This is a genomic window from Lysinibacillus sp. FW12, assembly GCF_050817245.1.
In the GTDB taxonomy this organism is placed as follows: Bacteria; Bacillota; Bacilli; order Bacillales_A; family Planococcaceae; genus Lysinibacillus; species Lysinibacillus irui.
The window spans coordinates 2,039,645-2,063,292 of record NZ_CP139094.1; the positions used below are offsets into that span (position 1 = coordinate 2,039,645).

A 23,648-nucleotide genomic window follows, 5' to 3' on the forward strand; every position below is an offset into this window, starting at 1 on the left:
AAGATATAGACATAGGGGAACAATAGTAAAAACTTCAAGGAAGCGGGGATAAAAAACATGTCTATAGCAGTTATTTACGGTGGAAATCGTCCGGATGGGAATGTAGAGACTTTAACAAAATTAGTCACACAAGGCTTGATGGTTGAAGAAATTTATTTAAAGGATTATAGCATTGAGCCAATAATCGATAAGCGTCATGCAGAGGAGGGGTTTTCTGATGTCAACGATGATTATAATGCCGTCATTGACCGAATACTTCCGCATGATATTCTTATTTTTTCTACCCCTATTTATTGGTATAGTATGACAGGAATAATGAAGAACTTTATTGATCGATGGTCCCAATCTTTAAGAGACCCGAATTATCCTGATTTTAAGGCATTGATGTCTTCTAAAAAAGCATATGTCATTGCAGTTGGAGGGGATGAGCCGTCTATCAAAGGTTTACCAATGATTCAGCAATTTCAACATATCTTTGACTTTGTTGGTACAACTTTTGCAGGCTATATTCTAGGTGAAGGAAATAAACCAGGCGATATCGTTCAAGATCTAAAAGCAATATCTGCAGCAGAACATCTTCGAAAAGAATTACAATAGCTTCTTTGTTTAAAAGAGACGCAGATAACTAATAGTTTGATTTATTTTTTTGAGCAGATGACAAAGAACGTATTTGGACGATAGTGGTTCCAAATACGTTTCTTTTATTTGAAAAGGCATGAACGTCCGAAATTTCAATTGGCTAGCTTCTTTCTTCCATCTACCAACTAGTGTACACTTAGTTTTATTATCGGAAAAGATGAATGTTTTGGCAAAAACTATCGAAAAAAAAGATAAAGGAGTTCGAGTAATGGATTTAAAGCAGCTTCAAACGTTTTTAACAGCAGCTGAAACATTAAGCTTTACAAAGACGGCCCAGCTTCTTGACTACGCTCAATCAAGTATTACAGCTCAAGTAAAAACATTAGAACAAGAGTTAGGTGTTAATCTTTTTGAGCGTCTTGGTAAGCGTATTATCCTAACGGAAGAGGGCAAGCGACTTCAACAATATGCCAAAAAAATGCTAGAGCTAGATCGTGAAATGAAAAAAGCGATATCCAACGAGCAGGAGCAAGTCCTATTAAAGGTGGGAGCACAGGAAAGCCAATGTGTCTATCGTTTGCCGAGCATTTTACAGCAATTTCAACAGGTTCACCCCCATGTGAAAATCATTTTTAAGCCAGTGCATACAACGGACATTGCTAAAAAGCTATTACAGGTAGGGGATTTAGATGTTGCCTTTATAACAGATACGTACCAGGAGACATCAATGCTACAGCGACAGCGGTTGATTGAAGAGCAGCTTATTTTCGTCAGTGCACCTATTGAAAGAAGGGAGCCGCTTTCCGCTCAACAGCTAGCACTTGAAACGATGCTGTTAACTGAAACAGGGTGCTCTTATCGAAATCATTTAGAAGCATTGCTTCAACTAGAAGGGGTTAGGCCATTACAAATGATTGAATTTGCCAGTATTGAAGCGATCAAACAATGTGTAATCGCAGGCTTAGGGATGACGTTTTTACCTAAAATGGTCGTAGAAAAAGAGCTGACAATGGGACTTGTAACAGAGATACCGTCCACATTAAAGCTAGCTCCTATTTATACAGATATTGCTTGGCATAAAGATAAGGATTTGCCACCGTGTCTCCTTGATTTTATTGCTATTGCCAAGCAGAAGTATCAAACGCTTGGGGATTAAAAAAGAGCCTGAATGTATCAGACTCCTTTGCTAGCTATTGTTTCTTTAATGTTCCAGAGAAATTAGTGCCTTCATTACGCTCTGCCCGGCAATCAACCTCAGACACTTTGAGGGCATTGTTGGATAAACGCTCTAATTCGACAACACAGCGATTGCCGTTTGAGGATTTATTCATCAAAGCTTTTGTACTACTTGTTATCGTGGCAGTTCCATTGACATTACCTGAAGCTGTTCCATCATTCGCTGTTAAAGCAATAGAGAAACTGTTACTTGTAGCGTTGGAAATGACAGCGTCGCGGCGGTTAAAATCATTGGCACCCTTACCCCATTTGTAATAATACGTGTAGACACCTTCCCAGGCACTTTTACCAGGTGTAGCCTGTTGCAAAGATTTATCAAGCAGACTTTGAGCATTTTTCGCTCTTGCCATTAATGATACATTGTTGGCATTATCATGTATGGCTTGTGCATCTGCGGAGATTTCATAAAAATTTCGTTCATCCATGCGGTAAAGCATTGTGACTACTTGGGCACGTGTCATATTGTTCGTCACCCCATAAAACTTCTGTAAATTACGGTCTTCATACTGTGGATTTTGCCCTGATGAAATATAATAATCGAGTAAAAACTGAATGGATTGATCTAAGCCTTTCTTACCACTAGCTAAATGAGCAATGGCTTGTGCCACTACACCACGCTTCACTGTAGCTGCTCGAATTCGGTTGTCGAAATAGCCATTTAAAGGAACTCCATAGCTAGCGAGCTGGTTATAAAATTCATCTGACCAGTTTGCCGAAGGAGTTTGTTTCTTTAATTCATCGATAGGGGATTCAAGCTCATAAAAATTAGCTAATAGTTTGGCTAATTGCTGTTCAGTAATAGTAGCATTTGGTTTAAACGTCCCATCAGTAAAACCATTCACAATATCATATTCCTCTGCCCATAAGATAGCTTCATAGGCATAATGATCCTCTGATACATCTCTAAAACTAGCAGCTTGTACATTGCCTGCACTGCCTACGATAAGAATGGAAAATAATAATGTACATATTAATTTTTTCATTTGTCATCTTCATCCTTTCTTGCTCGTTATGTTAATAGTTTGCAGGAAATGGATAAAAACTGCAAATTTTTCTAAGATTAATAGTCCTTATAAGAAAAAATAATCGCTATCTTCTGCTGAAGAAGCGATTATTTAAAGTTATCTATTGGGCTGTATAGCCACCATCTACTGTTAATGTGTTACCTGTCATAAATGTTGAATCGTCACAAGCCATAAATAAAACAGCTTTTGCCATTTCCTCTGGTTGACCTAAACGTTGCATCGGTGTTACTTGACGTAATGGCTCTTTGCTCTCTTCTGGGATAATAGGTGTATCAATAAAACCAGGGCATAGCGCATTGACACGGATACCACGAGTAGCAAATTCCAATGCTAATGAACGTGTTAAATTAATGACGCCACCTTTTGCTGCATTATAGGCTGCTGATCCTGCTGATCCAACCCATCCATACATCGAAGCGGTATTAACGATTGTACCGCCGTTTGCTTTTAGCATTTCTTTAATGGCAGCTTGCGCCATTAAAAATACGCCATCTAAATCTACATTCACTGTTTGGCGCCATTCCGCATAAGGTAACTCTTCTGTTGGTGTAACACGACCAATCCCCGCATTATTAAAAAGGACATCGACTTTGCCAAATGTCTCGATTGTTGTTTGATAGATAGAAGCAACTTCAAGTTCATCAGTTACATTTGCTTTAATAAAGATAGCCTCTGCTCCCGTTGCTTGTAGTTGAGCAGCAAATGCTTGGCCTTTTTCTTCATTTAAATCAACAAGTACTACCTTTGCACCTTCTGCAACAAAGAGTTGAGCAGTTGCGGCACCAATACCAGAAGCACCACCTGTAATAATTGCGACTTTATCTTGTAATTTCCCCATATATGACACTCCCTTTAGGAATAATTTTTCTTGCACACTACGTAAATCACGGTGTACTTTTATTGTAAAACGCTTGAAAACGGAAACAATCACTAATGTCGTCGCAAGTGTCTAACTAGTAGACAGATTTGCTCAATATGTCTAAAAGGGAGGAAAAAAATAGTGCCAAAATGGACACAAAGACAGGAAAGAACGCGCCGCCATTTTTATGAGGCGTTTAGCGAGCTAATAAAAATACAAGGGTTCCAAACGATTACAGTGAAGGATATTGTAGAACGAGCAGGCTATAACCGTAGTACCTTTTATGTGCATTTTCAAGATAAATTCGAGCTGGCAGCAAATTTACTGGAACTGATGCTGAAAGGTCTTGAAGTAGCTGTAGGTGAACCGTATCTGTATGGAGAAAAGGTTTATACAACAAAATTAAAAGCGCCATCTTTCAATATTATTCATTATATTTACAAGCATCGGTTATTTTTCGAGCTATTGAACGTCGAAGATACAATTCCTGGATTGCATACACGTATGCCGCTCACCATTACAAAAATTTATCAAGAGCAATTTAAATTTGAAACGATTAATCATCAGCCTGTTAATATGGACATGTTCAAGCATTATACTTCTTACGGCTTTTATGGATTGATGATGCAGTGGATTGCCAGTGGCTATGAGAAATCCGAGGATGCATTAATCAAAGATATTATTGAATTGACCAAAACACATATTTATGCATTTGAATTTATTGGGAAACCGCAAGAAATGGAACCGTAAAATAAGTATTGAAAAAAATCTCTAATGATCTTATTAGGGATTTTTTTATATGGGCGAAATTAATTTTTCCTTAAGAAAAAAATTTTTTACAAGAAATTTTAATAAAGTAGTTGAATTTTCTTTTATTTAAGCATATATTTTTCCTAAGGGAAACAAAATATCTCTAAAGAAAGAAGAGTGCTCGGATGAAAGAAATTGGTGATTTCAAGCTGACGATTCTTCCAATGGTTGTCTTATTGATTCTTACAATTTTATGGAAACTTACGGAATCAGTAGGAGCTGGCATGATATTAATCATTTTCTGGATGAGTTGGCGCCAGCTTATTCGGAAAATCATATAAACAATGTGGTTGCAGAGAAAGAGTGACGCTCTGAATATTGGAGGCTATGAAAATTGCGGACATAGCAACGGCAACGATGCTTGTCCGCCTATTATATTCATTCCCGCTTTTTTCAAGCAATCGCTAAATAAGAGAAAGTAGAGGTACAAAAATGAAACAATGGTTAGGTGTATTCATCCTATCACTCTCCCTGCTATTATTCGGTTGTTCAAGTGAAGCGGAGGGTGAAAAAGAGGGGATTGTTGTTGCAACCACTGGACAAATTGCAGATGCTATTAAAGAGATTAGTGGTGACCATTTACAAGTATCAGCATTAATGGGGCCAGGAGTAGATCCTCATTTATACAAGGCGACTCAAAGTGATTTATCAAAATTAGATAAAGCCGAAGTCATTTTTTACAACGGCTTACATCTAGAAGGACAAATGCTTGCTATTTTTGAACAAATGGCAAAAGAAAAAACAGTCTTGGCTGTGGGAGAGACATTAGATGAAAAGCTGCTCCTTGCAAGTGATAATGACGCCATGTTGCATGATCCGCATATTTGGTTTGATATTGAACTTTGGAAGGGCGTTGTGAAAGCAATTAGTGTACAACTTCAGGAGGAATATCCTGAATTTAAAGAGGATTTTCAAACAAATGAAGATGTTTATTTAAAGAAACTGGAGGATTTACAAAGCTATGCAAAAAATCGTGTCAATGAACTACCACAAGAGCAAAGGATATTAGTAACAGCACATGATGCGTTCAACTATTTCGGTAGAAGTCAAGGGTTTGAAGTACGTGGCTTGCAAGGACTTAGTACGGATTCAGAGTATGGTGTCAAAGATGTGCAGGAGATGGTCGATTTTTTAGTAGAAAATAAAATTAAGGCTATTTTTATAGAATCCAGTGTGTCAGATAAAGCGATGAAAGCCGTGATTGAAGGGGCTCAAGAAAAGGGGCACGACATTGTAATCGGTGGAGAACTATTCTCGGATGCGATGGGTGCTGAAGGTACAACAGAAGGTACGTATATCGGGATGTATCAACATAACATCGACACAATCGTCGATGCATTAAAGTAGGTGAATGACGATGTATGCATTAACAGTGGAAAATCTATCAGTCGCATATGATAAAAAAACAGTATTAGAAAATGCCTGTGTGACGGTGCCTAAAGGACATTTAGCTGCCATTATTGGCCCAAACGGTGCAGGCAAATCAACATTTTTAAAGGCTATCTTAAATCAGCTGCCTAATAAAGTAGGAAAGGTTGAAATTTTAGGAAAAGTGTTTGAGCCAAAAAGTTTAGTTGTTGGCTATGTCCCACAGCGCAATGCTGTGGATTGGGATTTCCCAACAAATGCATTGGATGTGGTGCTGATGGGACGGTATGGTCATACAGGTTTATTTAAAAGACCATCCAAGCAAGATAAAATGGTTGCCCGCCAAGCATTAGCTAGTGTTGGGATGCTAGACTTTGCAGAGCGTTCCATTGGGCAACTTTCAGGAGGTCAGCAACAGCGTGTATTTCTTGCAAGAGCCCTTGCACAAAACGCCGATATTTACTTCCTAGATGAGCCATTTGCAGGGGTAGATGCTGCGACAGAAAAAACGATTATTGATATTTTGAAAGAGTTAAAGGCACAAGGGAAAAGTATTTTTGTTGTGCACCATGATCTTCAAACCGTCAAAGAATATTTTGATTATACGATTTTATTAAACAAAACCATTTTAGCATCGGGTGCAACAGAAGATGTATTTACACCAGAGGAATTACAAAAAACATACGGTGGTAAACTGTTCATGATGCAGCATGTATAAGGAGGGGGCACTATGTTAAGTGGTAACTTATTGTGGGTACTGAGTGGAACGATGTTACTTGGCATTGCTGCTGGCATCACAGGCACATTCTCCTTCCTGCAAAAACAAAGCCTAGTTGGTGATGCTGCGGCCCATGCAGCATTACCAGGTATTGCGCTCGCATTCCTGTTAACAGGACAAAAGGAATTACCGATTTTAATGCTGGGAGCGGGCATTACATCTGCATTATCAGTTTATTGTATACAATGGATTGTATCGTTTTCAAAAATGAAAGCAGATGCGGCTATTGGCTTAGTCCTTACAGTATTCTTTGGTATTGGGGTTGTATTTTTAACAGTTGTTAACCGTAGTCCAATCGGTAATCAGAGCGGTCTGAATAATTTTATTTTTGGGAAAGCGGCGACGATGACTAAGGCCGATTTAATGTGGCTCTTTATTAGTGCAAGCATCATTATTTTAGTCAGTCTCTTGTTCTATAAGGAATGGAAGCTACTTATTTTTGATCCTGTCTATGCAAAGGGAATTGGCTTACCGATTGAGGCTTTAAAGGCAACGTTAACGGTGTTAATTGTTATGACGATTGTGACAGGAATCCAAGCGGTGGGTGTCATCTTAATGTCGGCTTTATTAATTATTCCTGCTGCAAGTGCCAAGCTTTGGACGAAGAAATTAAGTACGATGCTCATCTTGAGTGCCGCGATTGGAGGGATCGCTGGTATAACTGGTTCCTTTATTAGTGCGATTCGGACGGGATTATCGACAGGCCCGATTATCGTTTTAGTTGCAGCAGGAATATTCTTTATTTCCTATTTTATCAGCCCAACTGGTCAAATTAGTAAATATCGTAGAAAAATGCAATTTCGAAAGCAGGGTGATATAGGATGATTGAATTTTGGGTTATCTTCACGGGACTATTAGTTGGTGTTACATGTGGCATTGCTGGTGTTTTCCTAATCTTACGTCGCATGTCCATGATAGCAGATGCCATTAGTCATACGGTGCTCTTTGGCATTGTGATGGCCTACCTGATTACCCAAACATTAAATGGCTTTTGGATGCTTGTAGGTGCAGCAGTTGCAGGGGTGTTAACAGCTTATCTCGTACAACTATTGCATTCCTCTGGGATTCAGGAAGACGCGGCGATAGGGGTGGTATTTACATCCTTGTTTGCGGCTGGTGTCCTCCTTATCACCCTGTTTGCAGGCAATGTCCATTTAGATGTCGAACATGTCTTAATGGGGGAAATTGCCTTTGTCCCTTGGGATCAATGGACAGTGCTTGGTCTAGCGATGCCTAAAGCTGTATGGATGTTATTACTGGTCCTCATGATTAACAGTATATTCCTGCTATTATTCTTTAAAGAAATGAAGCTTGCTACTTTTGATCCTGTGTATGCTGCAACGATTGGGGTTCCTGTTGTCCTTCTTCATTATGGCTTTATGACATCCATTTCGTTCACTACTGTAGCGGCCTTTGATAGTGTAGGAGCGATTTTAGTAGTTGCTATGTTAATAGGTCCTGCAGCCACCTCCTATTTAATCAGTAAGACAATTAAGCAAATGTTTATCTATAGCATGCTCTTCGGCGCTACAGCCTCTGTGATCGGCTATTATTTAGCCAAGTTTTGGGATACTTCGATAGCTGGAATGATGGCGACAACAGTCGGGTTTGTCTTTATCGTTACCTTCGTCAGCCAAAAAATAATCGACCGAAGAAAAAAAGCACTAGTTCATAAATTAGACATGCCGTAAAGATAATAAACAATCAATAGCATTTTTATGAAAGGGGAAAAAGGGTGTTCACTAACTGCAAACAATTTCATTGGGAGCCCCTGTACGGATGGACCAACAATCAATCCTTTGCCTCGATTCTCACTCGTGACAAAATTCTTTTTTAACAACATGAAACATCGTTTGAGCGTCCATCAAACGATGTTTTTTCTATTTAGCTTACAAGTTCAAACTTTAGGATGAGTATTCCTCATAGGAAAAATAGTATACTCGTTAAGAAATGCTAGAAAGGGAAGGAATGGCATTTAAACTAACAATTTTTTCTATATTTATATGTACGAATATTTAAAATTTTGTTACGATAAATTTTATTGAAACAACAAGGAGAACAGCATGTGGAGAAATAGAAACGTTTGGATTATTTTATTAGGTGAATTTGTCGTCGGTCTCGGCCTATGGGCTGGTATTATCGGCAATCTAGCCTTTATGCAAGAGGTAGTACCGTCAGACTTTCACAAATCACTAATTATTTCTTGTGGTATTTTAGCGGGCTTAGTTGTCGGTCCAATGGCAGGGCGAATTATTGACCAATCAAAGAAAAAAACGGTTGTCCAAATGGCCAGTATTGGACGTATCGTCAGTGTTTTATTTATGTTTACAGCTCTTTATACCAATTCAGTTATTTGGATGATTCTATTTTTAATTACCTTGCAAATAGCAGCAGCGTTTTATATGCCAGCCTTGCAATCTATTATCCCAATGATTGCGAAAGAACAAGATTTAATTACGCTGAATGCTTGGCAAATGAATGCAAGAACCATTTCGAGGATCGTAGGTACGGCAGCAGCAGGATTTATGTTGAGTTTTTTTGAATTAAAATGGTTATATATTATTTCATTTATTGTCTACGTGGTCATGTTTGCCATTACAAGCTTACTGCAATTGAATGAAACGTCCAATGAAACAATGTCAAATAAAGAAAAAGGGAATTTTAAAGAAGTGTTGCCGATGGTGAAAGAGCACCCAATAGTTCTCATGACACTTGTCTTAATGTTAATTCCAACTTTATTTTTAGGTTCATTTAATTTAGTCATTATGAAAATTTCAGAAATACATCAATCGACGACCATTTCAGGATTGTTATACACAGTGGAAGGTATCGGCTTTATGCTAGGAGCGGCGGGCTTAAAAATCATTGCTGAACGTGTACAATTGGGTACACTGCTCTTTTCATTAGCCTTTATTATCGGATCAATGGAGCTCATGCTGTTACTAGCAGATATTCAATTTTTTGCTTTAGTAGCCTTTGGAGTCTTTGGTTTTTCCGTTGGTTGTTTTTTCCCAACAACAATGGTTATTTTCCAGAAACAAGTACCGAAACAGTTCCATGGGCGCTTTTTCTCCTTCCGAAATATGATTGATTCGGTTGTCTTTCAAATCGTCCTGTTGTCGACGGGTATGATGCTCGATTTAATCGGCTTAAATGGCATGGGGCTTGTTTTTGGGATTATTAGCCTAAGCTTAACAACTACTTTTTTGTTTTACTCAAAGAAAAAGAAAGTCGTTATGCATGCCTATTAATTTCGTGTCATTCATGCTCTGCTTCTTCAAGCGAAATACCCATAGTGGTATACTGATGAGGGCAGATAAAAAGGAGCTGTCTACCAGACAGTTCCTTCTTCATTTAATGTGGGACAATGGTAAAACCATATTAATGTAGATTAAAGTCATCTTATAAACATAAAGTACCTTGAGTAGGCTTCCAATATGGATAGAAAAGCAGCGATGAGATAGCTACCTTCTAAAGCTAGCAAGGTACGATATGTAGATTTAAAGAAAGTAGGTTAAAGAATGGATGGAAAAAATCAAGAGGCAATAGCGTCCTATATTGATTCACCTGAAAAACTGAAAAGCTTGTATAAGCGTGTATTAATGGTTGTCAGTCTATCCCAAATTTTTGGTGGTGCTGGTCTTGCGGCAGGTATTACAGTAGGTGCCTTATTAGCTCAACAAATGATGGGAACGGATGCCTATGCGGGTGTACCATCTGCCTTATTTACGTTAGGATCAGCAGGAGCGGCTTTCATTGTAGGAAAAATATCACAGCGATATGGCCGTCGTACAGGCTTATCAACTGGTTTTATAGTAGGTGGACTAGGTGCAATAGGTGTTGTTCTAGCTGCTTTGCTAAATAATGTAATTGTATTGTTTGCTGCTCTATTAATCTATGGTGCAGGCACGGCGACCAATTTACAGGCCCGCTATGCTGGGACAGATTTAGCCAATGATAAACAACGAGCTACAGCGATTAGCACGACTATGCTCATGACAACATTCGGTGCTGTACTAGGTCCGAACTTAGTCGAAGTAATGGGAAAAGTGGCATTATCTATTGGTATTCCAGCTCTTGCGGGTCCTTTTATTTTATCTGCAGTTGCTTTTATTGCCGCTGGACTTGTGCTATTTATCATGTTACGTCCTGATCCTTTAGAAATTGCCAAAGCTATTGAAGCACACAAGCACAAAATTAAAGCAAATAAAACACCAGCCATGCAAACATCAGGCAATAAAAAAGGCCTAGCAGTAGGGGCAACGGTTATGGTTTTAACGCAAATTGTCATGGTTGCGATTATGACGATGACACCAGTACATATGAAACATCATGGCCATGGTTTAGCAGAGGTAGGCATTGTTATCGGGTTTCATGTAGGTTCCATGTATCTTCCTTCACTCATTACAGGTATCCTTGTCGATAAAATTGGACGGACAGCTATGAGTATTGCCTCAGGTATTACACTGCTATTTGCTGGTTTAGTGGCCGCGTTTGCACCGAGCGATTCGATGGTGTTACTCATTGTGGCACTTTCTTTACTCGGATTAGGTTGGAATTTCGGTTTAATTAGTGGGACAGCTCAAATCGTCGATGCGACAGAGCCTTCCATACGTGCAAAAACACAAGGAAAAATGGATGTCTTGGTTGCATTGGCAGGTGCATCAGGTGGGGCGCTATCCGGTATGGTAGTGGCGAATGCAAGCTATGCAGCATTATCCTTAGCGGGAGGGCTATTGTCTCTAGTACTTATTCCTGTAGTTATTTGGTCGAGAAGAGCGGCTTAAAAAGGAGAGAAGAAATTGGCATCTAATCTAATTATCATTCGAGGAAATTCTGGCAGTGGCAAAACGACAATCGCTAAAAGTCTTCAACATCATCTTGGACATGGCACGCTTGTGGTCCCACAGGATGTGGTCCGTCGTGATATGTTAAAAGTTCATGACAGAGAAGGTAACCTTTCCATTGAGTTAATTCGCCAAATCGCGGAATATGGGAAAGGTCGATGCAAATTTGTCATTGTAGAGGGAATATTGAATGAAAGTCGTTACGGAGATATGCTGAAAAACTTAATCCAATTTTATGATCAAAAAGCCTTTACGTATTATTTCGATTTAACTTTTGAGGAAACTGTTAGTCGTCATCATTCTAGAGCCAAAAAGAATGAGTTCGGAGAAGATTCATTACGTACCTGGTGGCATCCGAAAGATTATCTTGGCGTCGCTGGTGAAACGCTGTTGACGAATGATATGTCACAGGAAGATATATTAAAACTAATTTTAAAGCAGCTACAGAAGTAATTAATATGGATAGAACGGTATTTAGGTCTTACCCTGATCATTCTTAGGGTAAGATTTTTTCAATTGGAACTACTTTGAAGGGAAAAGCGTCACAATGTTAAATCGTTAGAAAGCTCAGAGTAGGTATTGATGTGGATTTAATAACAGAAAAATTAATCATGATTGCTTTATTCATTTTAATCATTCATGCTATTGAAACGCTTGCTTATGCAGTGCGTTTATCAGGAGCACGGGTCAGATTACTAGCGTCAGCTTTATCTCTTTTTAATGTGATGGTGATGGTGTCGAGACTAGCAAATATGATGCAACAGCCGTTTACAGGAAGCCTAGTTGATACTGCACCTGTTGATACTGCTTTGACACATGTCGAATATCAGTTTCGAATGATTATAGGAGCGGCATCATTTGGCACACTAGTAGGAATCTTATTAATCCCTACCTTTGTAGCCATTTTTTCAAGGGCCATTGTCCATTTGGCTGACGAGAGGGGTTCAATCCCAGCATTGTTGAAAAAAGGCTTTACGCTTGAATATGTGCGACGAGGTGTAAAGCATATTCATAAACCTCGTTTTACCTATCTAAAAGGCATCAGCTTACGAGATATACCAATTAAATTATTTGTCATTAATATTATCATTACGGCCATCTATACTATTGGGGTTTTATCTGCTTTGTACGCCACTTTATTAGTACCTGAATTAAAGACCACTGCGGTTATGGCGTCTGGATTAATTAATGGCATAGCGACAATCCTTTTGATTTTATTCATTGACCCTAAAATTTCTATTCTTGCCGATGATGTCATCAATAAAAGAGGAAGTTATATTGATTTAAAGAAAGCTTCCGTTATGATGATGTTTTCCCGATTTTTAGGAACGATTGTGGCACAGTTATTATTGATTCCTGGTGCTCATTATGTTGCGTGGTTTGCCAAACTGATTGCTTAACAAAAAAACACCCTCATACTACATGAAGAGCAGGTAAACACTCGAAAGTCATCACATAGGATGGGGACAATATTTACACCATACAAATCCACAAGAAATTGTAAGGACGTTTATGGAAAATTAAAGTAAAAAATCTTATCTCTTCATTTTTAGAGGTAAGATTTTTTGATTCTTACAAAATCTTTCATTTCCACGGTAGGTACATAATTCAACTTGGCAAAACGATCCTGCAAGACACAATACTAGTGAGAGGCAGAATAATATTGTCATTAGTAATGGTCACCTAAAGTGATAATCTTGAACGCGACATTAAAAAGCAAGGGCAGTAACAAGCTACTACGCGGCTGTTTGGCTCTATAATCTATCGCAATCCTCCTCTAAATATAAAAGTAATGCCATTCACAAAACTTTAAAATGTAATCCATACTTCGATGAGTGTTGAAATACTATCTGTTTATAATTAGCATATAGCAAGATTAAATTATGTGAGGAGCTAGTTATGAAAAACTATCAATTTATTGCTTTATTAGTGATAACAACCTTTTTAATGGGTTCATCATTTGCCATCGTAAAAATAGGATTAGTGTATTCTTCGCCTTTATTATTGGCTGCATTTCGATTTATACTGGCAGGTATAATTATGGCTGTTGTTGTTAGGATCTTTAAAAGGCCACATCCTGCTTCAAAGGAAGAATGGTTCAAGCTTTGTATCATTGGGTCGTTTCAAACAGCTGGTGTCATGGGGTGCATTTTTTTAAGTCTTCGCACGATTACAGCCAGTGAATCTTCTATTTTAACCTTTACAAATCCCTTATTCGTTGTGATATTTGCCACCATTTTTATGAAAGCACGTTACCGCTTCTATCAATGGATAGGCGTTTTGCTTGGCTTAATAGGGGTGATTATTACCATGGGGGCTCATTTTGAATTAAAGATGGGTATTCTTTTTGGGCTTCTTTCAGCAATTTTTTGGGCCATTGCGACCCTATTAGTGAAAAAATGGGGCGTATTATTTGATACTTGGGTTCTATCAGCCTATCAAATGCTATTTGGAGGAGTACTCCTTTTGCTAGGTAGCACCTTGCTAGAGCAACCATTCTTTATTGTTCATCAGCAGTCCATCTTACTTTTGTTATGGCTTAGCCTTCTTTCTTCCATCATTCAATTTGCAGGGTGGTACTATCTTCTTCAAAATAGTGATCCAGGGAAAACAAGTGCCTATTTATTTTTAGCTCCTTTTTTTGGCGTGTTAACAGGCTGGGTGTTATTAAACGAACCGCTAAAACAATCACTCGTTATGGGCGGGTTGTTTATCATTAGTGGCATTTATTTAGTCAATCGGACGTTTAGTAAAGAAAAGGGCTAGGAGATAACCTCTTAGCCCTCTATTTTGTTAGCAATCTATTTGGAATATCTCTTTAAAACCTGTCCTACCTTTCTCTGTCACTTTGATGGCGCGAATAGAAGGTACTCGTGTAAGCCAGCCGAGGCTCAATAATTGGTTTAATAGTTCGCTACCAAGTGCACCAGCCAAATGGTATCGTCGTTCACTCCAATCTAAGCAGGCATGAGAAAAGGACCGTCTTTTTCTTTTACAGCAGCTAAATCAAGCCCAAATGTAGTGAAAAATAAAGTGCCTTCATCTGTTAAGACAAATTGCTTGTCCTCTAATTTTATATAACCTGCATCCGTCAAGGCTTCCGTTAATTGGACTCCTAATTTACCTGCTAAATGATCATAGCAAGTGCGAGCATCCTGTAATAATTTCATTTGGCTCGATTGTTTTAAAGAACGGACCTCTGGTGGAGGTGAGATGGCTAAGAAAGACTCCAAAAATTGAGCAATATCTTCACCAGCTAATTGAAAATAACGGTGTCGGCCCTGTTTTTCAACTTTTATCAGCTTACCTTCGATTAATTTAGCAAGATGAAAGCTAGCAGTTTGAGGTTTGATGGCAGCCATATATGCCAGTTCACTAGCAGTATGGAAACGGCCGTCCATCATACTAGCAAGGATGGTGGCTCTTGATGTATCGCCGAGTAGTGATGCAACTTCAGCCATGTTTGGATTAATTCCCATATGTCACAATCCTTTCAATTTTCTATATTATGATTTTAGTCAAAGTTATTATCGTTTACAATAAAAGTTATAGAGGAGGAGAAATAAATGGAAACGTACTATGCAGTAATTTTTACATCGCAAAGAACCGAACGAGATGGGGAGGGCTATGGCGAGATGGCGGAAATAATAAACACATTGGCACAGCAACAGCCTGGCTTCCTGCGTGTTGAAAGTGTGAGAAACGATGAAGGTAGAGGTATTACGGTGTCCTATTGGGAATCACTAGAAGCTATTCAAGCCTGGAAAGACAATGCCAAGCATTTGACTGCACAACAATTGGGTAAAGGTGAATGGTACACAAACTATCAAGTAGAAATCTGCCAAATAATAAAAGAGTATTCTTTTGTAAAATAGAAATAGTGAATGAGAAGGGGGCCTACTTTATAATGATAATCGCGGACAAATGGCATGAACTTAGAAAAAATTTTAATCCTTCCAATCCAATAACGATTAATGAAATGCATGCTTTCAAAGATCAAGTAAAGCAGGAGCCACAAACTGAAGAAACATTAAGGATACTAGTAGAGGTTTATTGCTTACTAAGAATGTATCCAGAAGCTTATCAATTATTTACAACTATTATGAATAAAGCAGATAAGAAAGATCTGAAAAAATATGGCGTTCTCCAAACCTACATAAATAAACCAAATTCCGTTAATCCTCTGTTACCAAGAAAAATTAGAGACCATCGGCAATTAAAAACGAAAATCCCAACGTTTAAATATTTACCAAACCCTCTCGAAGCTAAAATTTTTGAAACAGATGAATTCGTTGTATGTGATTGTTGCCAGCAGGAGGTTGATGTCTATTATACTGGTGGTATTTATGCAATTGAGGATGTAGATTATCTTTGTCCTTCCTGCATACATAGTGGGGAAGCAGCTCAAAAATATGATGGTTCTTTCCAGCAAGACTTACTAGATGATGAACAGGTTACGAATCCTAAGTTTGCCGAGGAAGTGCTCTATCGAACGCCTGGCTATGTAAGCTGGCAGGGCAATAATTGGGTGGCTCATTGTTCGGACTATTGTGCGTTTATCGGCTATGTCGGCTGGAGTGATTTAGTGGAGCTAGGGATAGACAATGAATTTGACAATTACACAGGCTTTTCGAAAGATGAACTTTCTGCATCCTTAATGAACAATGGTCATCATCAAGGCTATTTATTTCAGTGCTTAGAATGTGACCGATATGTACTATATTCTGATTTTAGCTAATAGTTTTTGGTTTTAAGGAGGTAGAAAAATGGAACAATTTCTTCAACGATATTTGTATTCTTGGCGCTTAAATGGTTGGTTAATCCACGATATTTTTTTATATGTCATATTGGGCTTAGGATTATTACTAGTATTGTTTATCGTTATAAAACGGAAACGGCTCATCACGTCTAGCATTTTGCTCATTATTTTTTTATTGATCAGCAATTTCTTAATGATTATTTTTGGCTTAGCAGGGAGAGCTTTTCCAATCAAATCAGATTCCGCCATTTATACAGATGATTCACAAAGTGTTGCTATTCAAATGGTACGAGGCTCTGAAAATAACGGAACATCGAATGGCATTACACATATAATTTCTCATTATCTCCTCGTTGCAGTGAATATCGAGACAGGAGAAAAGCAGTGGACACAATCTGCCTCTTCTAAAGAAACACTTATTGGGAAATTTATGGGTGGTCTCCTTATTCATCATCGTGACGATGAATTTGGCCAATTGTCATTGCTAGATATGACAACAGGCAAAGAAATATTCTCTGAAAAAGAATTTCGTCAGCAGCATCAGCCATTAATAGATGTGTTGAGCAATGGTGCCCATCAGATGGTAGCCTTAGAAAATAATTTATATTTGGAGGGTGTCGATGGCAAATTCTATCGCTATGATGGGAAGACGTTAAGCGAGGAGCCAAAAGCTAAAGACTATCTTTCAGCACGCTTCTTTATTGAAGCATCTTTACCTGGTTATTTTGCCACGCATCAACAGCCAGTAGAAGACGATCAAGCAATCAATAATTTTAGTCAAGCTGTCCTAACAGAGCCTGCCATACAAGCTTATCAAAATTTAGAACCTAAAGTGATTGATGTGGATATAGCCCAAAATACGGCGATCGTTACTTATCGAAAAACACAGCGAGAAAGTGCGGATCATATTTTACTACTGTACGATATGAACAAACATCAAATAATATGGGAAGAAAATATAGGGATCATCAACCAAGAGCAACAACAGCCTGGTGTTCGCATATTAGAGAATACCTATGTCATTCAAGCGGGTGATAGGCTAGTTGTTTTAGATAAGGAAACAAGGAAGAAGACCGTTCACTATCATCTACGATGGAATCGACCGATCGATTAAACGTGAAAATATTGAACAAGGCTTAAGGGAAGTAATAATCAAGGAGAATATATAGTTCTTTTTTCGATTCTTGTAAAATAGCGTATAATTTAAATAGGAAGAAACACTACTTAAAAGGATGACGACGAATGAACGAGCAATTAGTAGAATGGATTATTCGCTTTCAAAGAGATAAAGATATAGAAGCTCTCGCCAACTTAAAAGACTATTGTTATGAGATGATTGAGCCCTTGATTATGGAATTTACAGCGAAGTATGGTGAAGAGGCAGGAGAGCTATTACGTTTAAAATGGGACAAACGATTTTATTTTATTTTTACTAAATATCAGGTCAATGTGGGACTCCCATTAGAGACATTTGTCCAAAATACGTATCGCTTTTATTTCATGCAGGTATTAAAAAAGGCTGGTTATAAGAAGTGATAAAAAACCCTTCATTTAGGAACTGCTCGCTTTTTTAAGACAGTCAGCCCAAATGAGGGGTATTTATTTTTCTCTTTATAAATAAATACGTTTAGATGAATTGGCTATGTTCATTTCTTTACGATATTTTGAAACTGTTCGACGTGAAATTCGAACACCCTCCGCTTCTAATTCTTCCGTTAGTTGTTGATCTGATAGAGGGAATTTCCTATTTTCATTTTCTACTAATTCTTTAATGCGGCGTTTGACAAATGATACAGAATCAAGTTTTCCAGCGTCATTGATTATGCCTTTTGTAAATAGAGACTGTAGTGCAAAGACGCCATGTTCTGTACGGATATATTTATTTTTAACCGCACGACTTATCGTGGATTCATGCATATTTAATGCTTGTGCAACATCTTTTAAACGCATTGGAGATAAGGCATTTATTCCATGCTCAAAGAATGAAGCTTGCATATCAAGAAGTAATCGTGTCAGGCTGTATAATGTTTTATCACGCTGAGCAATCCCTTGCGTTAAAACAATGATATCGTTCATGCATTGTTGGTAATAGGCATAATCTTCAACGGATTCTTTTAGTAGATCTACGTAATTTTGATTAATTTCTATTTTAGGTAAAAACCGATTATTAACTTCTATAATCCATTCCCCATTCAGTTTACTGATGATTATATCAGGTATAATATATTCGTTATTCGTATGACTATCCAGTGAAATTGGGATTGGTTGTAGGTTTCGTATATATTGTATGGTTCTTTGCGTTTCTTCTATAGAAATGTCATAAGTCGTACTTAACAATTTAATTGATAAATTAGCTACTTGCTCTAAATGATGTTGTATGAATTGAGCTGCAAAAGGTGGGGCTTCTAGATCATTGTATATTTGAATTAATAAATATTCCTTAAAATCTCTTGCTCCAACGCCAAGAGGTTCGAAGGTTTGTAATAGTTCTAGAAGTGTTTTTATATGGTCTAAAGAGATGTTAAAAGATTCAGCAACTTTGGATAGGTCTACATTTAAAAATAAGTGTTCATCGAGGTTACATATGAAATATTTTAAAATATCTCTATCATGCGGTGTAATATCTGGGTGGAAGGGTATTTGATCAAGTAGTTGGGTAATGTATGAATGTTGCTGTGTTAGCCGAGTTTGAATAAAATCATAATGTTGTTTTTGCTTAGGTTGAATACCTTTTATAGACATTGTGGCAAGGTCTACAATGTCCTTTGTATGATTCATATTTTTCTCAATTACAGTTAATAAAGGGTTTTCATTTGATTTCTCATAAATATGTTGTTCTAATTCTGAGCTGGAGTATTGTAGTAGTTCCAATTGATGAATGAGTTCGGTTGTCAACGTTTGGGTAATTTGTTGTGAGACGTTTAAATTCATTTTCAAGGGAATCACCTCATTTTCTCTATGTAATGTTATTATTATCTAATCTAGATTTTTTGTCTATAATAGATCAAATAGTTAATAAAGATTATTTGTAGGAAGCGAATGAAGACTACAAACAGAACGGTATATCACATAGTTAATGGATCTTAGGTTATCTGGTAATTTTATGCTCCTAATGATAGAGGATTCAACCATGGAACCGACTTGACATGTTCCCCTCTAATGCACTAATGTTTCATAGATTACAATATAAATAATTAAATTAGCTACCCATGTACTGCCCCATTAAGTTTTACTTTTATAGGGCCTCAATTTTGGGTGGCTTTTTTGTTGTGAATCCTACCTACAAGTTTGTCTAATTGGAAAGGGATTCTATATTATCCTTACTGACAGAAAATTTTAAAGGTAAGATGTAACTTTTGGCGAATTTAAAAAGAGAAGATAATTGGGCTTCCGTTCCATATAACATAGTTTAATTAGGAGCTATTTTTTACTATAACTAAATTAGTATTATTACTTTTTTGATGTATGTGGAGGGATATGATGTTGAATGCCGAAAAATTAGTGCAATCTATGCTGGATGCTTTTGGTGAACTATTACAATTAGAAATGGCCTATTTCACTTCAAATGGTGAAGTATTTATAGCAACAGAAGAATATAGAAAGCAAAAAGGGATAACAGTACACCTGCCGTTCTTCCAAAAATATTATTCTAAGTCTGTTCAATATTTACAAAAGCCTGGCCAAATGAAAGTGTGTTCTGGTTGTAGATTCCAAAATAATTGTCCATCTAAAGTGGAAATGATGATGAATTTAGTAAAAGGAGATCGTCACTTCGGATATTTGACATTTGTCAGTTTTACAGAGGAGGGGGAGAAAAAACTTTCTTCTGAGCAGAAGATATATCAGAATTGGTTAACTCGGTTGGGAGATATGATTATCAATGCCTTGAACAGTGAAGGATCCTATTTATTACTTGAAAATAAAAAAGGAACTGACACGAAATATGTATTAGGCAACGCACCTCACTTACAACTTATCAAGAGTAAGTTAAGTAGTATTGCAAATAGCCCATCGTCAATTGTCATAACGGGAGAGACGGGGACGGGAAAAAGTTTATTAGCTAAATATATCCATTCAAATAGCATTACACATAAAGGGAAATTTATAGAGCTGAATTGTGCAAGTATTCCTGAAAACTTGTTTGAAAGTGAGTTATTTGGCTATGATGAAGGGGCGTTTACAGGGGCAAGAAGAAAAGGAAAAATGGGCTATTTTGAAGTGGCAGACAAGGGCACTTTATTCCTCGATGAAATTACAGAATTACCATTACATTTACAGGCAAAGCTGTTAACGGTATTGCAAGATGGACTTATTTATAGAGTCGGAGCAATTGAGCCTAGAAAAGTAAATGTAAGAATTATTGCTGCTACAAATAAATCTTTAGAAGATATGGTGAGAAAAGGTGAGTTTCGTTCGGACTTATATTATCGTCTAAATGTTATCCCTTTAACGTTGCCCCCTTTAAAGGAAAGAACGGATGAAATTGAATATTTGATTGAAAAGCTACTTGAAAAGATTCAGCATAAAACAGGGAAATTTATTAAAGATTTTTCAAATGAATTTTTGGAGGAGTTGAAATTATACTCTTGGCCAGGGAACATAAGAGAGTTAGAAAATGTATTAGAGTACAGTATGGTAATGGAAAATTCCCTACAATTAACTAAGGAAAGCTTACCCAAATATATTATCGAAAAGAATAAAGCGAAAAATCTTTATAGCAATTCTACTATATTAAAAGATACAGAAATGGAGGTCATCTACCAAATGCTCGCTCGATATGGAGATGATACTGCTGGAAAAGAACGAGTTGCCGAAGAATTGGGAATAAGTACAAGGACGCTTTATAGAAAACTAAAAAGTGTAAATTTATAGTATAAATTAGTTTGACACAAATACCAAGCTTGTGGAAGATTTTTAAATTCCTCACCTCCTTTGAGTAATTTAAAGTGAACTTCCTAGGTATTTGTGTTTTTTTATGGTTAATTTTAATGACAAAAGTGACAACAGAAATGACAAATATGGCAAAAGGAAAGTGAGTATATTGTTAACTCTCCTATTGATCGCATTATGAAAAAGTAGCTTTAACACCTGAAGTTTCTGACTTTTCTGCAGATTGAATAGCTTTGTGAAATTAAGTTTTCTACAGTTGGCACGTATTTTGCTAGATATATAGTAAGGAAATGAAAGGAGGAAGATGTATTTGGAAGACTACTTTGAATTAGAAGGTAAAGTGGCTGTGATTACAGGAGGGGCCTCGGGGATTGGTCTTGCTACAGCTAAATTATTAAGTGAGTTGGGAACGAAAACTTTGATTCTAGATATAGATCAACAAAAAGGTGAAGATACAGAAAAAAATTTAAAAGAGGCTGGTTTAGATGTTGAGTTTTTAAAATGCGATGTGACGAATACACAAGACTGCCAAAATGTGGCTGATTCTATCCAGAAAAGATACGGAATAGTAGATGTACTTTTTAATAATGCGGGTATTATTCGCAGAAAAACAGTAGTGGATCTAGACGAAGCGGATTGGGATGCTGTTATTAATGTTTCACTTAAAGGGGTTTATCTACTTTCTAAATACTTAATCCCACTCATGAGAGATAACGGTGGCAGTATCATTAATACAGGTTCAGGATGGGGAATCAAAGGTGGAGACAAAGCTGCATCTTACTGTGCTGCAAAAGCAGGAGTTGTAAATTTAACAAAGGCTATGGCCATTGACCATGGCCCTGAAAATATACGCGTAAATTGCATTTGTCCTGGAGATACTGACACGCCATTACTACGTGGGGAGGCAAAACAATTAAACATAGACGAATCAAGTTTTTTACGTAGTTCGGCTGTAGATAGACCGTTAGCAAGACTAGGAACACCTGAAGATATTGCGAAAGGGGTTCTATTCCTTGCAAGTAATTTATCAGCTTGGGTTACAGGAACTACATTAACAGTTGATGGTGGCGGATTAGCCTAAAATTAATAATAGAGGGAGGCATTTTAAATGAGTAAAAAGGTTCATCCATATATTCCTAATATGGTATCTGAGGTCAAACAAGAAATGTTAGAGGAAATAGGAGTTCAATCCGTTGAGGAGCTTTATTCGTGCATTCCGGAAAATTTACATTTTAAAGGTACGATGGATATCCCGAAAGCTTTGAATGAATTAGAGTTACGACGCCATATTGATGGGCTTTTAAATAAAAATATAAGCTCCAATGAATACATTAATTTTCTAGGAGCAGGTTGCTGGCAACACTTCATTCCAGCCGTATGTGATGAAGTGAACCAACGTGCGGAGTTTTTAACAGCTTATGCAGGAGAGCCCTATGAGGATCATGGTCGCTTTCAAGCATTATTTGAATATCAAAGCTTGATGGCGGAGCTTGTGGATATGGAAGTTGTTAATGTTCCCACATTTGATTGGGCTCAAGCTGCATCTACGGCGATTCGTATGGCTAGTCGGATTACAAAGCGTACGAAGATTTTACTTGCTAATACACTTTCTCCAGAACGCAGAAAAGTTATAACAAACTATGGTACACCCCAATTATCATTTGAAGGGGTCAAATTTAATATTAATACCGGATTAATGGACTTAGCCGATTTAGAAGCAAAATTGTCAAACGAGGTTGCAGCTATTTACTTCGAAAATCCATCATATTTAGGCTTCATCGAGTCGCAAGGACAGGAAATTTCACAACTAGCTAAAAAATATGGCGTACTGATGATTGTTGGAGTTGATCCAAGTTCACTAGGGGTTTTGGCACCACCAAGTCAATATGGGGCTGATATTGTTTGTGGAGATCTTCAACCATTAGGTATGCACATGAATTATAGTGGAGGGCAAGCTGGATTTATTGCAACCTATAACGACCCGAAATTTGTGAATGAATATCCATCCCGCTTGTTCGGTATCATTCCGACTGTTAAGAAAGGTGAATATGGTTTCGGTGACATTGCCTATGATCGTACTTCATTTGCGGATCGAGAAAATGGTAAGGAATCTGTAGGTACACAAACAGCTCTTTGGGGTATTACGGCAGGTGTGTATTTATCATTAATGGGACCTAATGGCATGTATGAGTTAGGTCAAGTTATCATGCAAAACAGTCAGTATGCAGTAATGCAATTGAATACGATTAAAAACATTCGAGGTTCAAGAATTACCTCACCATTTTTCAAAGAGTTCATTATAGATTTTAATGATACAGGATTAACAGTAGAAGAAATTAATTCACGATTACTAGAGCAAAAAATCTTTGGAGGTAAAGATTTATCGTTGGAGTTTCCTGAATATGGTCAAGCAGCACTCTATTGTGTAACCGAAGTTCACACAAAAGAGGATATCGATAAGCTAGTGAATGCTTTATCTACAATTACTGGAAATTAA

At 37.4% G+C, this 23,648-nt stretch carries 23 protein-coding genes and 1 pseudogene; 20 read left to right on the plus strand and 4 right to left on the minus strand.

The genetic code is table 11. The features are described from left to right. Window positions 1-57 precede the first annotated feature (57 nt). Window positions 58-597: a flavodoxin family protein gene (locus SJW71_RS10345; RefSeq protein ID WP_274793460.1), complete on the plus strand. Its 540-nt coding sequence runs from the start codon at window positions 58-60 to the stop codon at window positions 595-597. Between the two features lie 250 nt (window positions 598-847). Continuing rightward, on the plus strand, window positions 848-1,735 hold the full coding sequence (locus SJW71_RS10350) for a LysR family transcriptional regulator (RefSeq protein ID WP_322610610.1): 888 nt from the start codon (window positions 848-850) through the stop codon (window positions 1,733-1,735). A gap of 34 nt (window positions 1,736-1,769) precedes the next feature. Here SJW71_RS10350 and SJW71_RS10355 read toward each other — a convergent pair whose 3' ends face one another. Continuing rightward, a complete protein-coding gene (locus tag SJW71_RS10355; RefSeq protein ID WP_431812099.1) occupies window positions 1,770-2,798 on the minus strand; it encodes an S-layer homology domain-containing protein in 1,029 nt (342 codons plus the stop codon). A 142-nt stretch (window positions 2,799-2,940) separates the two neighbouring features. Continuing rightward, window positions 2,941-3,678, minus strand: coding sequence for an SDR family NAD(P)-dependent oxidoreductase (locus tag SJW71_RS10360; RefSeq protein ID WP_312506511.1), 738 nt, complete (start codon window positions 3,676-3,678; stop codon window positions 2,941-2,943). A gap of 162 nt (window positions 3,679-3,840) precedes the next feature. Here SJW71_RS10360 and SJW71_RS10365 point away from each other — a divergent pair, with 162 nt between their 5' ends. From SJW71_RS10365 to SJW71_RS10415, 11 genes are all read left to right on the plus strand, one after another. Further along, window positions 3,841-4,449, plus strand: coding sequence for a TetR/AcrR family transcriptional regulator (locus tag SJW71_RS10365; RefSeq protein WP_313470690.1), 609 nt, complete (start codon window positions 3,841-3,843; stop codon window positions 4,447-4,449). A gap of 185 nt (window positions 4,450-4,634) precedes the next feature. After that, entirely contained in the window at window positions 4,635-4,790 is a 156-nt protein-coding gene (locus tag SJW71_RS10370; protein ID WP_313470689.1) for a hypothetical protein, read from the plus strand. 151 nt (window positions 4,791-4,941) lie between these two features. Beyond that, window positions 4,942-5,856 carry a metal ABC transporter solute-binding protein, Zn/Mn family gene (locus SJW71_RS10375; protein WP_274793455.1) on the plus strand — a complete coding sequence of 305 codons (915 nt, stop codon included), beginning with the start codon at window positions 4,942-4,944 and terminating at the stop codon, window positions 5,854-5,856. 10 nt (window positions 5,857-5,866) lie between these two features. Further along, complete coding sequence (locus SJW71_RS10380) at window positions 5,867-6,595, plus strand: metal ABC transporter ATP-binding protein (RefSeq protein WP_431812100.1); 729 nt, start codon at window positions 5,867-5,869, stop codon at window positions 6,593-6,595. Window positions 6,596-6,607: 12 nt separating this feature from the next. After that, complete coding sequence (locus tag SJW71_RS10385; RefSeq protein WP_322610613.1) at window positions 6,608-7,480, plus strand: metal ABC transporter permease; 873 nt, start codon at window positions 6,608-6,610, stop codon at window positions 7,478-7,480. Beyond that, on the plus strand, window positions 7,477-8,346 hold the full coding sequence (locus SJW71_RS10390; RefSeq protein WP_274793452.1) for a metal ABC transporter permease: 870 nt from the start codon (window positions 7,477-7,479) through the stop codon (window positions 8,344-8,346). Before SJW71_RS10385 ends, SJW71_RS10390 begins: the two co-directional genes overlap by 4 nt. A 372-nt stretch (window positions 8,347-8,718) precedes the next feature. Continuing rightward, window positions 8,719-9,906: an MFS transporter gene (locus SJW71_RS10395; protein ID WP_322606618.1), complete on the plus strand. Its 1,188-nt coding sequence runs from the start codon at window positions 8,719-8,721 to the stop codon at window positions 9,904-9,906. Window positions 9,907-10,176: 270 nt separating this feature from the next. After that, the gene (locus SJW71_RS10400; RefSeq protein ID WP_431812101.1) at window positions 10,177-11,442 is read left to right on the plus strand and encodes an MFS transporter; all 1,266 of its coding nucleotides are present in this window, start codon (window positions 10,177-10,179) and stop codon (window positions 11,440-11,442) included. A 15-nt stretch (window positions 11,443-11,457) separates the two neighbouring features. Next, the gene (locus tag SJW71_RS10405) at window positions 11,458-11,955 is read left to right on the plus strand and encodes a kinase (RefSeq protein ID WP_312506507.1); all 498 of its coding nucleotides are present in this window, start codon (window positions 11,458-11,460) and stop codon (window positions 11,953-11,955) included. Between the two features lie 158 nt (window positions 11,956-12,113). Then, on the plus strand, window positions 12,114-12,902 hold the full coding sequence (locus tag SJW71_RS10410; RefSeq protein WP_274797343.1) for a lipid II flippase Amj family protein: 789 nt from the start codon (window positions 12,114-12,116) through the stop codon (window positions 12,900-12,902). Between the two features lie 499 nt (window positions 12,903-13,401). Beyond that, window positions 13,402-14,268 (plus strand): DMT family transporter, encoded by an 867-nt coding sequence (locus tag SJW71_RS10415; protein ID WP_274793448.1) that lies wholly within the window; start codon window positions 13,402-13,404, stop codon window positions 14,266-14,268. Window positions 14,269-14,295: 27 nt separating this feature from the next. Here SJW71_RS10415 and SJW71_RS10420 read toward each other — a convergent pair. Then, a pseudogene (locus SJW71_RS10420) lies at window positions 14,296-14,981 on the minus strand (ArsR/SmtB family transcription factor). Window positions 14,982-15,068: 87 nt separating this feature from the next. On the opposite strand from SJW71_RS10420, the gene SJW71_RS10425 reads away from it, so the two are divergent. From SJW71_RS10425 to SJW71_RS10440, 4 genes are all read left to right on the plus strand, one after another. Then, a complete protein-coding gene (locus SJW71_RS10425) occupies window positions 15,069-15,377 on the plus strand; it encodes an antibiotic biosynthesis monooxygenase family protein (RefSeq protein ID WP_312506504.1) in 309 nt (102 codons plus the stop codon). A 32-nt stretch (window positions 15,378-15,409) separates the two neighbouring features. After that, entirely contained in the window at window positions 15,410-16,240 is an 831-nt protein-coding gene (locus SJW71_RS10430; protein ID WP_274793445.1) for a CbrC family protein, read from the plus strand. 28 nt (window positions 16,241-16,268) lie between these two features. Beyond that, on the plus strand, window positions 16,269-17,375 hold the full coding sequence (locus tag SJW71_RS10435; RefSeq protein WP_431812102.1) for a PA2928 family protein: 1,107 nt from the start codon (window positions 16,269-16,271) through the stop codon (window positions 17,373-17,375). Window positions 17,376-17,503: 128 nt separating this feature from the next. Further along, window positions 17,504-17,797 (plus strand): hypothetical protein, encoded by a 294-nt coding sequence (locus tag SJW71_RS10440; RefSeq protein WP_322606612.1) that lies wholly within the window; start codon window positions 17,504-17,506, stop codon window positions 17,795-17,797. 75 nt (window positions 17,798-17,872) lie between these two features. Here SJW71_RS10440 and rpoN read toward each other — a convergent pair whose 3' ends face one another. Next, a complete protein-coding gene (rpoN, locus tag SJW71_RS10445) occupies window positions 17,873-19,192 on the minus strand; it encodes an RNA polymerase factor sigma-54 (RefSeq protein ID WP_322611014.1) in 1,320 nt (439 codons plus the stop codon). A gap of 546 nt (window positions 19,193-19,738) precedes the next feature. On the opposite strand from rpoN, the gene SJW71_RS10450 reads away from it, so the two are divergent. From SJW71_RS10450 to gcvPA, 3 genes are all read left to right on the plus strand, one after another. After that, window positions 19,739-21,133: a sigma-54 interaction domain-containing protein gene (locus tag SJW71_RS10450; RefSeq protein WP_431812103.1), complete on the plus strand. Its 1,395-nt coding sequence runs from the start codon at window positions 19,739-19,741 to the stop codon at window positions 21,131-21,133. Between the two features lie 322 nt (window positions 21,134-21,455). Continuing rightward, window positions 21,456-22,232: an SDR family NAD(P)-dependent oxidoreductase gene (locus SJW71_RS10455; protein WP_431812104.1), complete on the plus strand. Its 777-nt coding sequence runs from the start codon at window positions 21,456-21,458 to the stop codon at window positions 22,230-22,232. Between the two features lie 27 nt (window positions 22,233-22,259). Next, the gene (gene gcvPA, locus SJW71_RS10460; RefSeq protein WP_274793440.1) at window positions 22,260-23,648 is read left to right on the plus strand and encodes an aminomethyl-transferring glycine dehydrogenase subunit GcvPA; all 1,389 of its coding nucleotides are present in this window, start codon (window positions 22,260-22,262) and stop codon (window positions 23,646-23,648) included.

Coding starts and splice junctions, on each gene's coding strand:
- SJW71_RS10345 (WP_274793460.1), top strand. CDS start 58: ATGTCTATAGCAGTTATTTACGGTGGAAATCGTCCGGATGGGAATGTA.
- SJW71_RS10350 (WP_322610610.1), top strand. CDS start 848: ATGGATTTAAAGCAGCTTCAAACGTTTTTAACAGCAGCTGAAACATTA.
- SJW71_RS10355 (WP_431812099.1), bottom strand. CDS start 2,798: ATGAAAAAATTAATATGTACATTATTATTTTCCATTCTTATCGTAGGC.
- SJW71_RS10360 (WP_312506511.1), bottom strand. CDS start 3,678: ATGGGGAAATTACAAGATAAAGTCGCAATTATTACAGGTGGTGCTTCT.
- SJW71_RS10370 (WP_313470689.1), top strand. CDS start 4,635: ATGAAAGAAATTGGTGATTTCAAGCTGACGATTCTTCCAATGGTTGTC.
- SJW71_RS10375 (WP_274793455.1), top strand. CDS start 4,942: ATGAAACAATGGTTAGGTGTATTCATCCTATCACTCTCCCTGCTATTA.
- SJW71_RS10380 (WP_431812100.1), top strand. CDS start 5,867: ATGTATGCATTAACAGTGGAAAATCTATCAGTCGCATATGATAAAAAA.
- SJW71_RS10385 (WP_322610613.1), top strand. CDS start 6,608: ATGTTAAGTGGTAACTTATTGTGGGTACTGAGTGGAACGATGTTACTT.
- SJW71_RS10390 (WP_274793452.1), top strand. CDS start 7,477: ATGATTGAATTTTGGGTTATCTTCACGGGACTATTAGTTGGTGTTACA.
- SJW71_RS10395 (WP_322606618.1), top strand. CDS start 8,719: ATGTGGAGAAATAGAAACGTTTGGATTATTTTATTAGGTGAATTTGTC.
- SJW71_RS10400 (WP_431812101.1), top strand. CDS start 10,177: ATGGATGGAAAAAATCAAGAGGCAATAGCGTCCTATATTGATTCACCT.
- SJW71_RS10410 (WP_274797343.1), top strand. CDS start 12,114: ATGATTGCTTTATTCATTTTAATCATTCATGCTATTGAAACGCTTGCT.
- SJW71_RS10415 (WP_274793448.1), top strand. CDS start 13,402: ATGAAAAACTATCAATTTATTGCTTTATTAGTGATAACAACCTTTTTA.
- SJW71_RS10425 (WP_312506504.1), top strand. CDS start 15,069: ATGGAAACGTACTATGCAGTAATTTTTACATCGCAAAGAACCGAACGA.
- SJW71_RS10430 (WP_274793445.1), top strand. CDS start 15,410: ATGATAATCGCGGACAAATGGCATGAACTTAGAAAAAATTTTAATCCT.
- SJW71_RS10435 (WP_431812102.1), top strand. CDS start 16,269: ATGGAACAATTTCTTCAACGATATTTGTATTCTTGGCGCTTAAATGGT.
- SJW71_RS10440 (WP_322606612.1), top strand. CDS start 17,504: ATGAACGAGCAATTAGTAGAATGGATTATTCGCTTTCAAAGAGATAAA.
- rpoN (WP_322611014.1), bottom strand. CDS start 19,192: ATGAATTTAAACGTCTCACAACAAATTACCCAAACGTTGACAACCGAA.
- SJW71_RS10450 (WP_431812103.1), top strand. CDS start 19,739: ATGATGTTGAATGCCGAAAAATTAGTGCAATCTATGCTGGATGCTTTT.
- SJW71_RS10455 (WP_431812104.1), top strand. CDS start 21,456: ATGTATTTGGAAGACTACTTTGAATTAGAAGGTAAAGTGGCTGTGATT.
- gcvPA (WP_274793440.1), top strand. CDS start 22,260: ATGAGTAAAAAGGTTCATCCATATATTCCTAATATGGTATCTGAGGTC.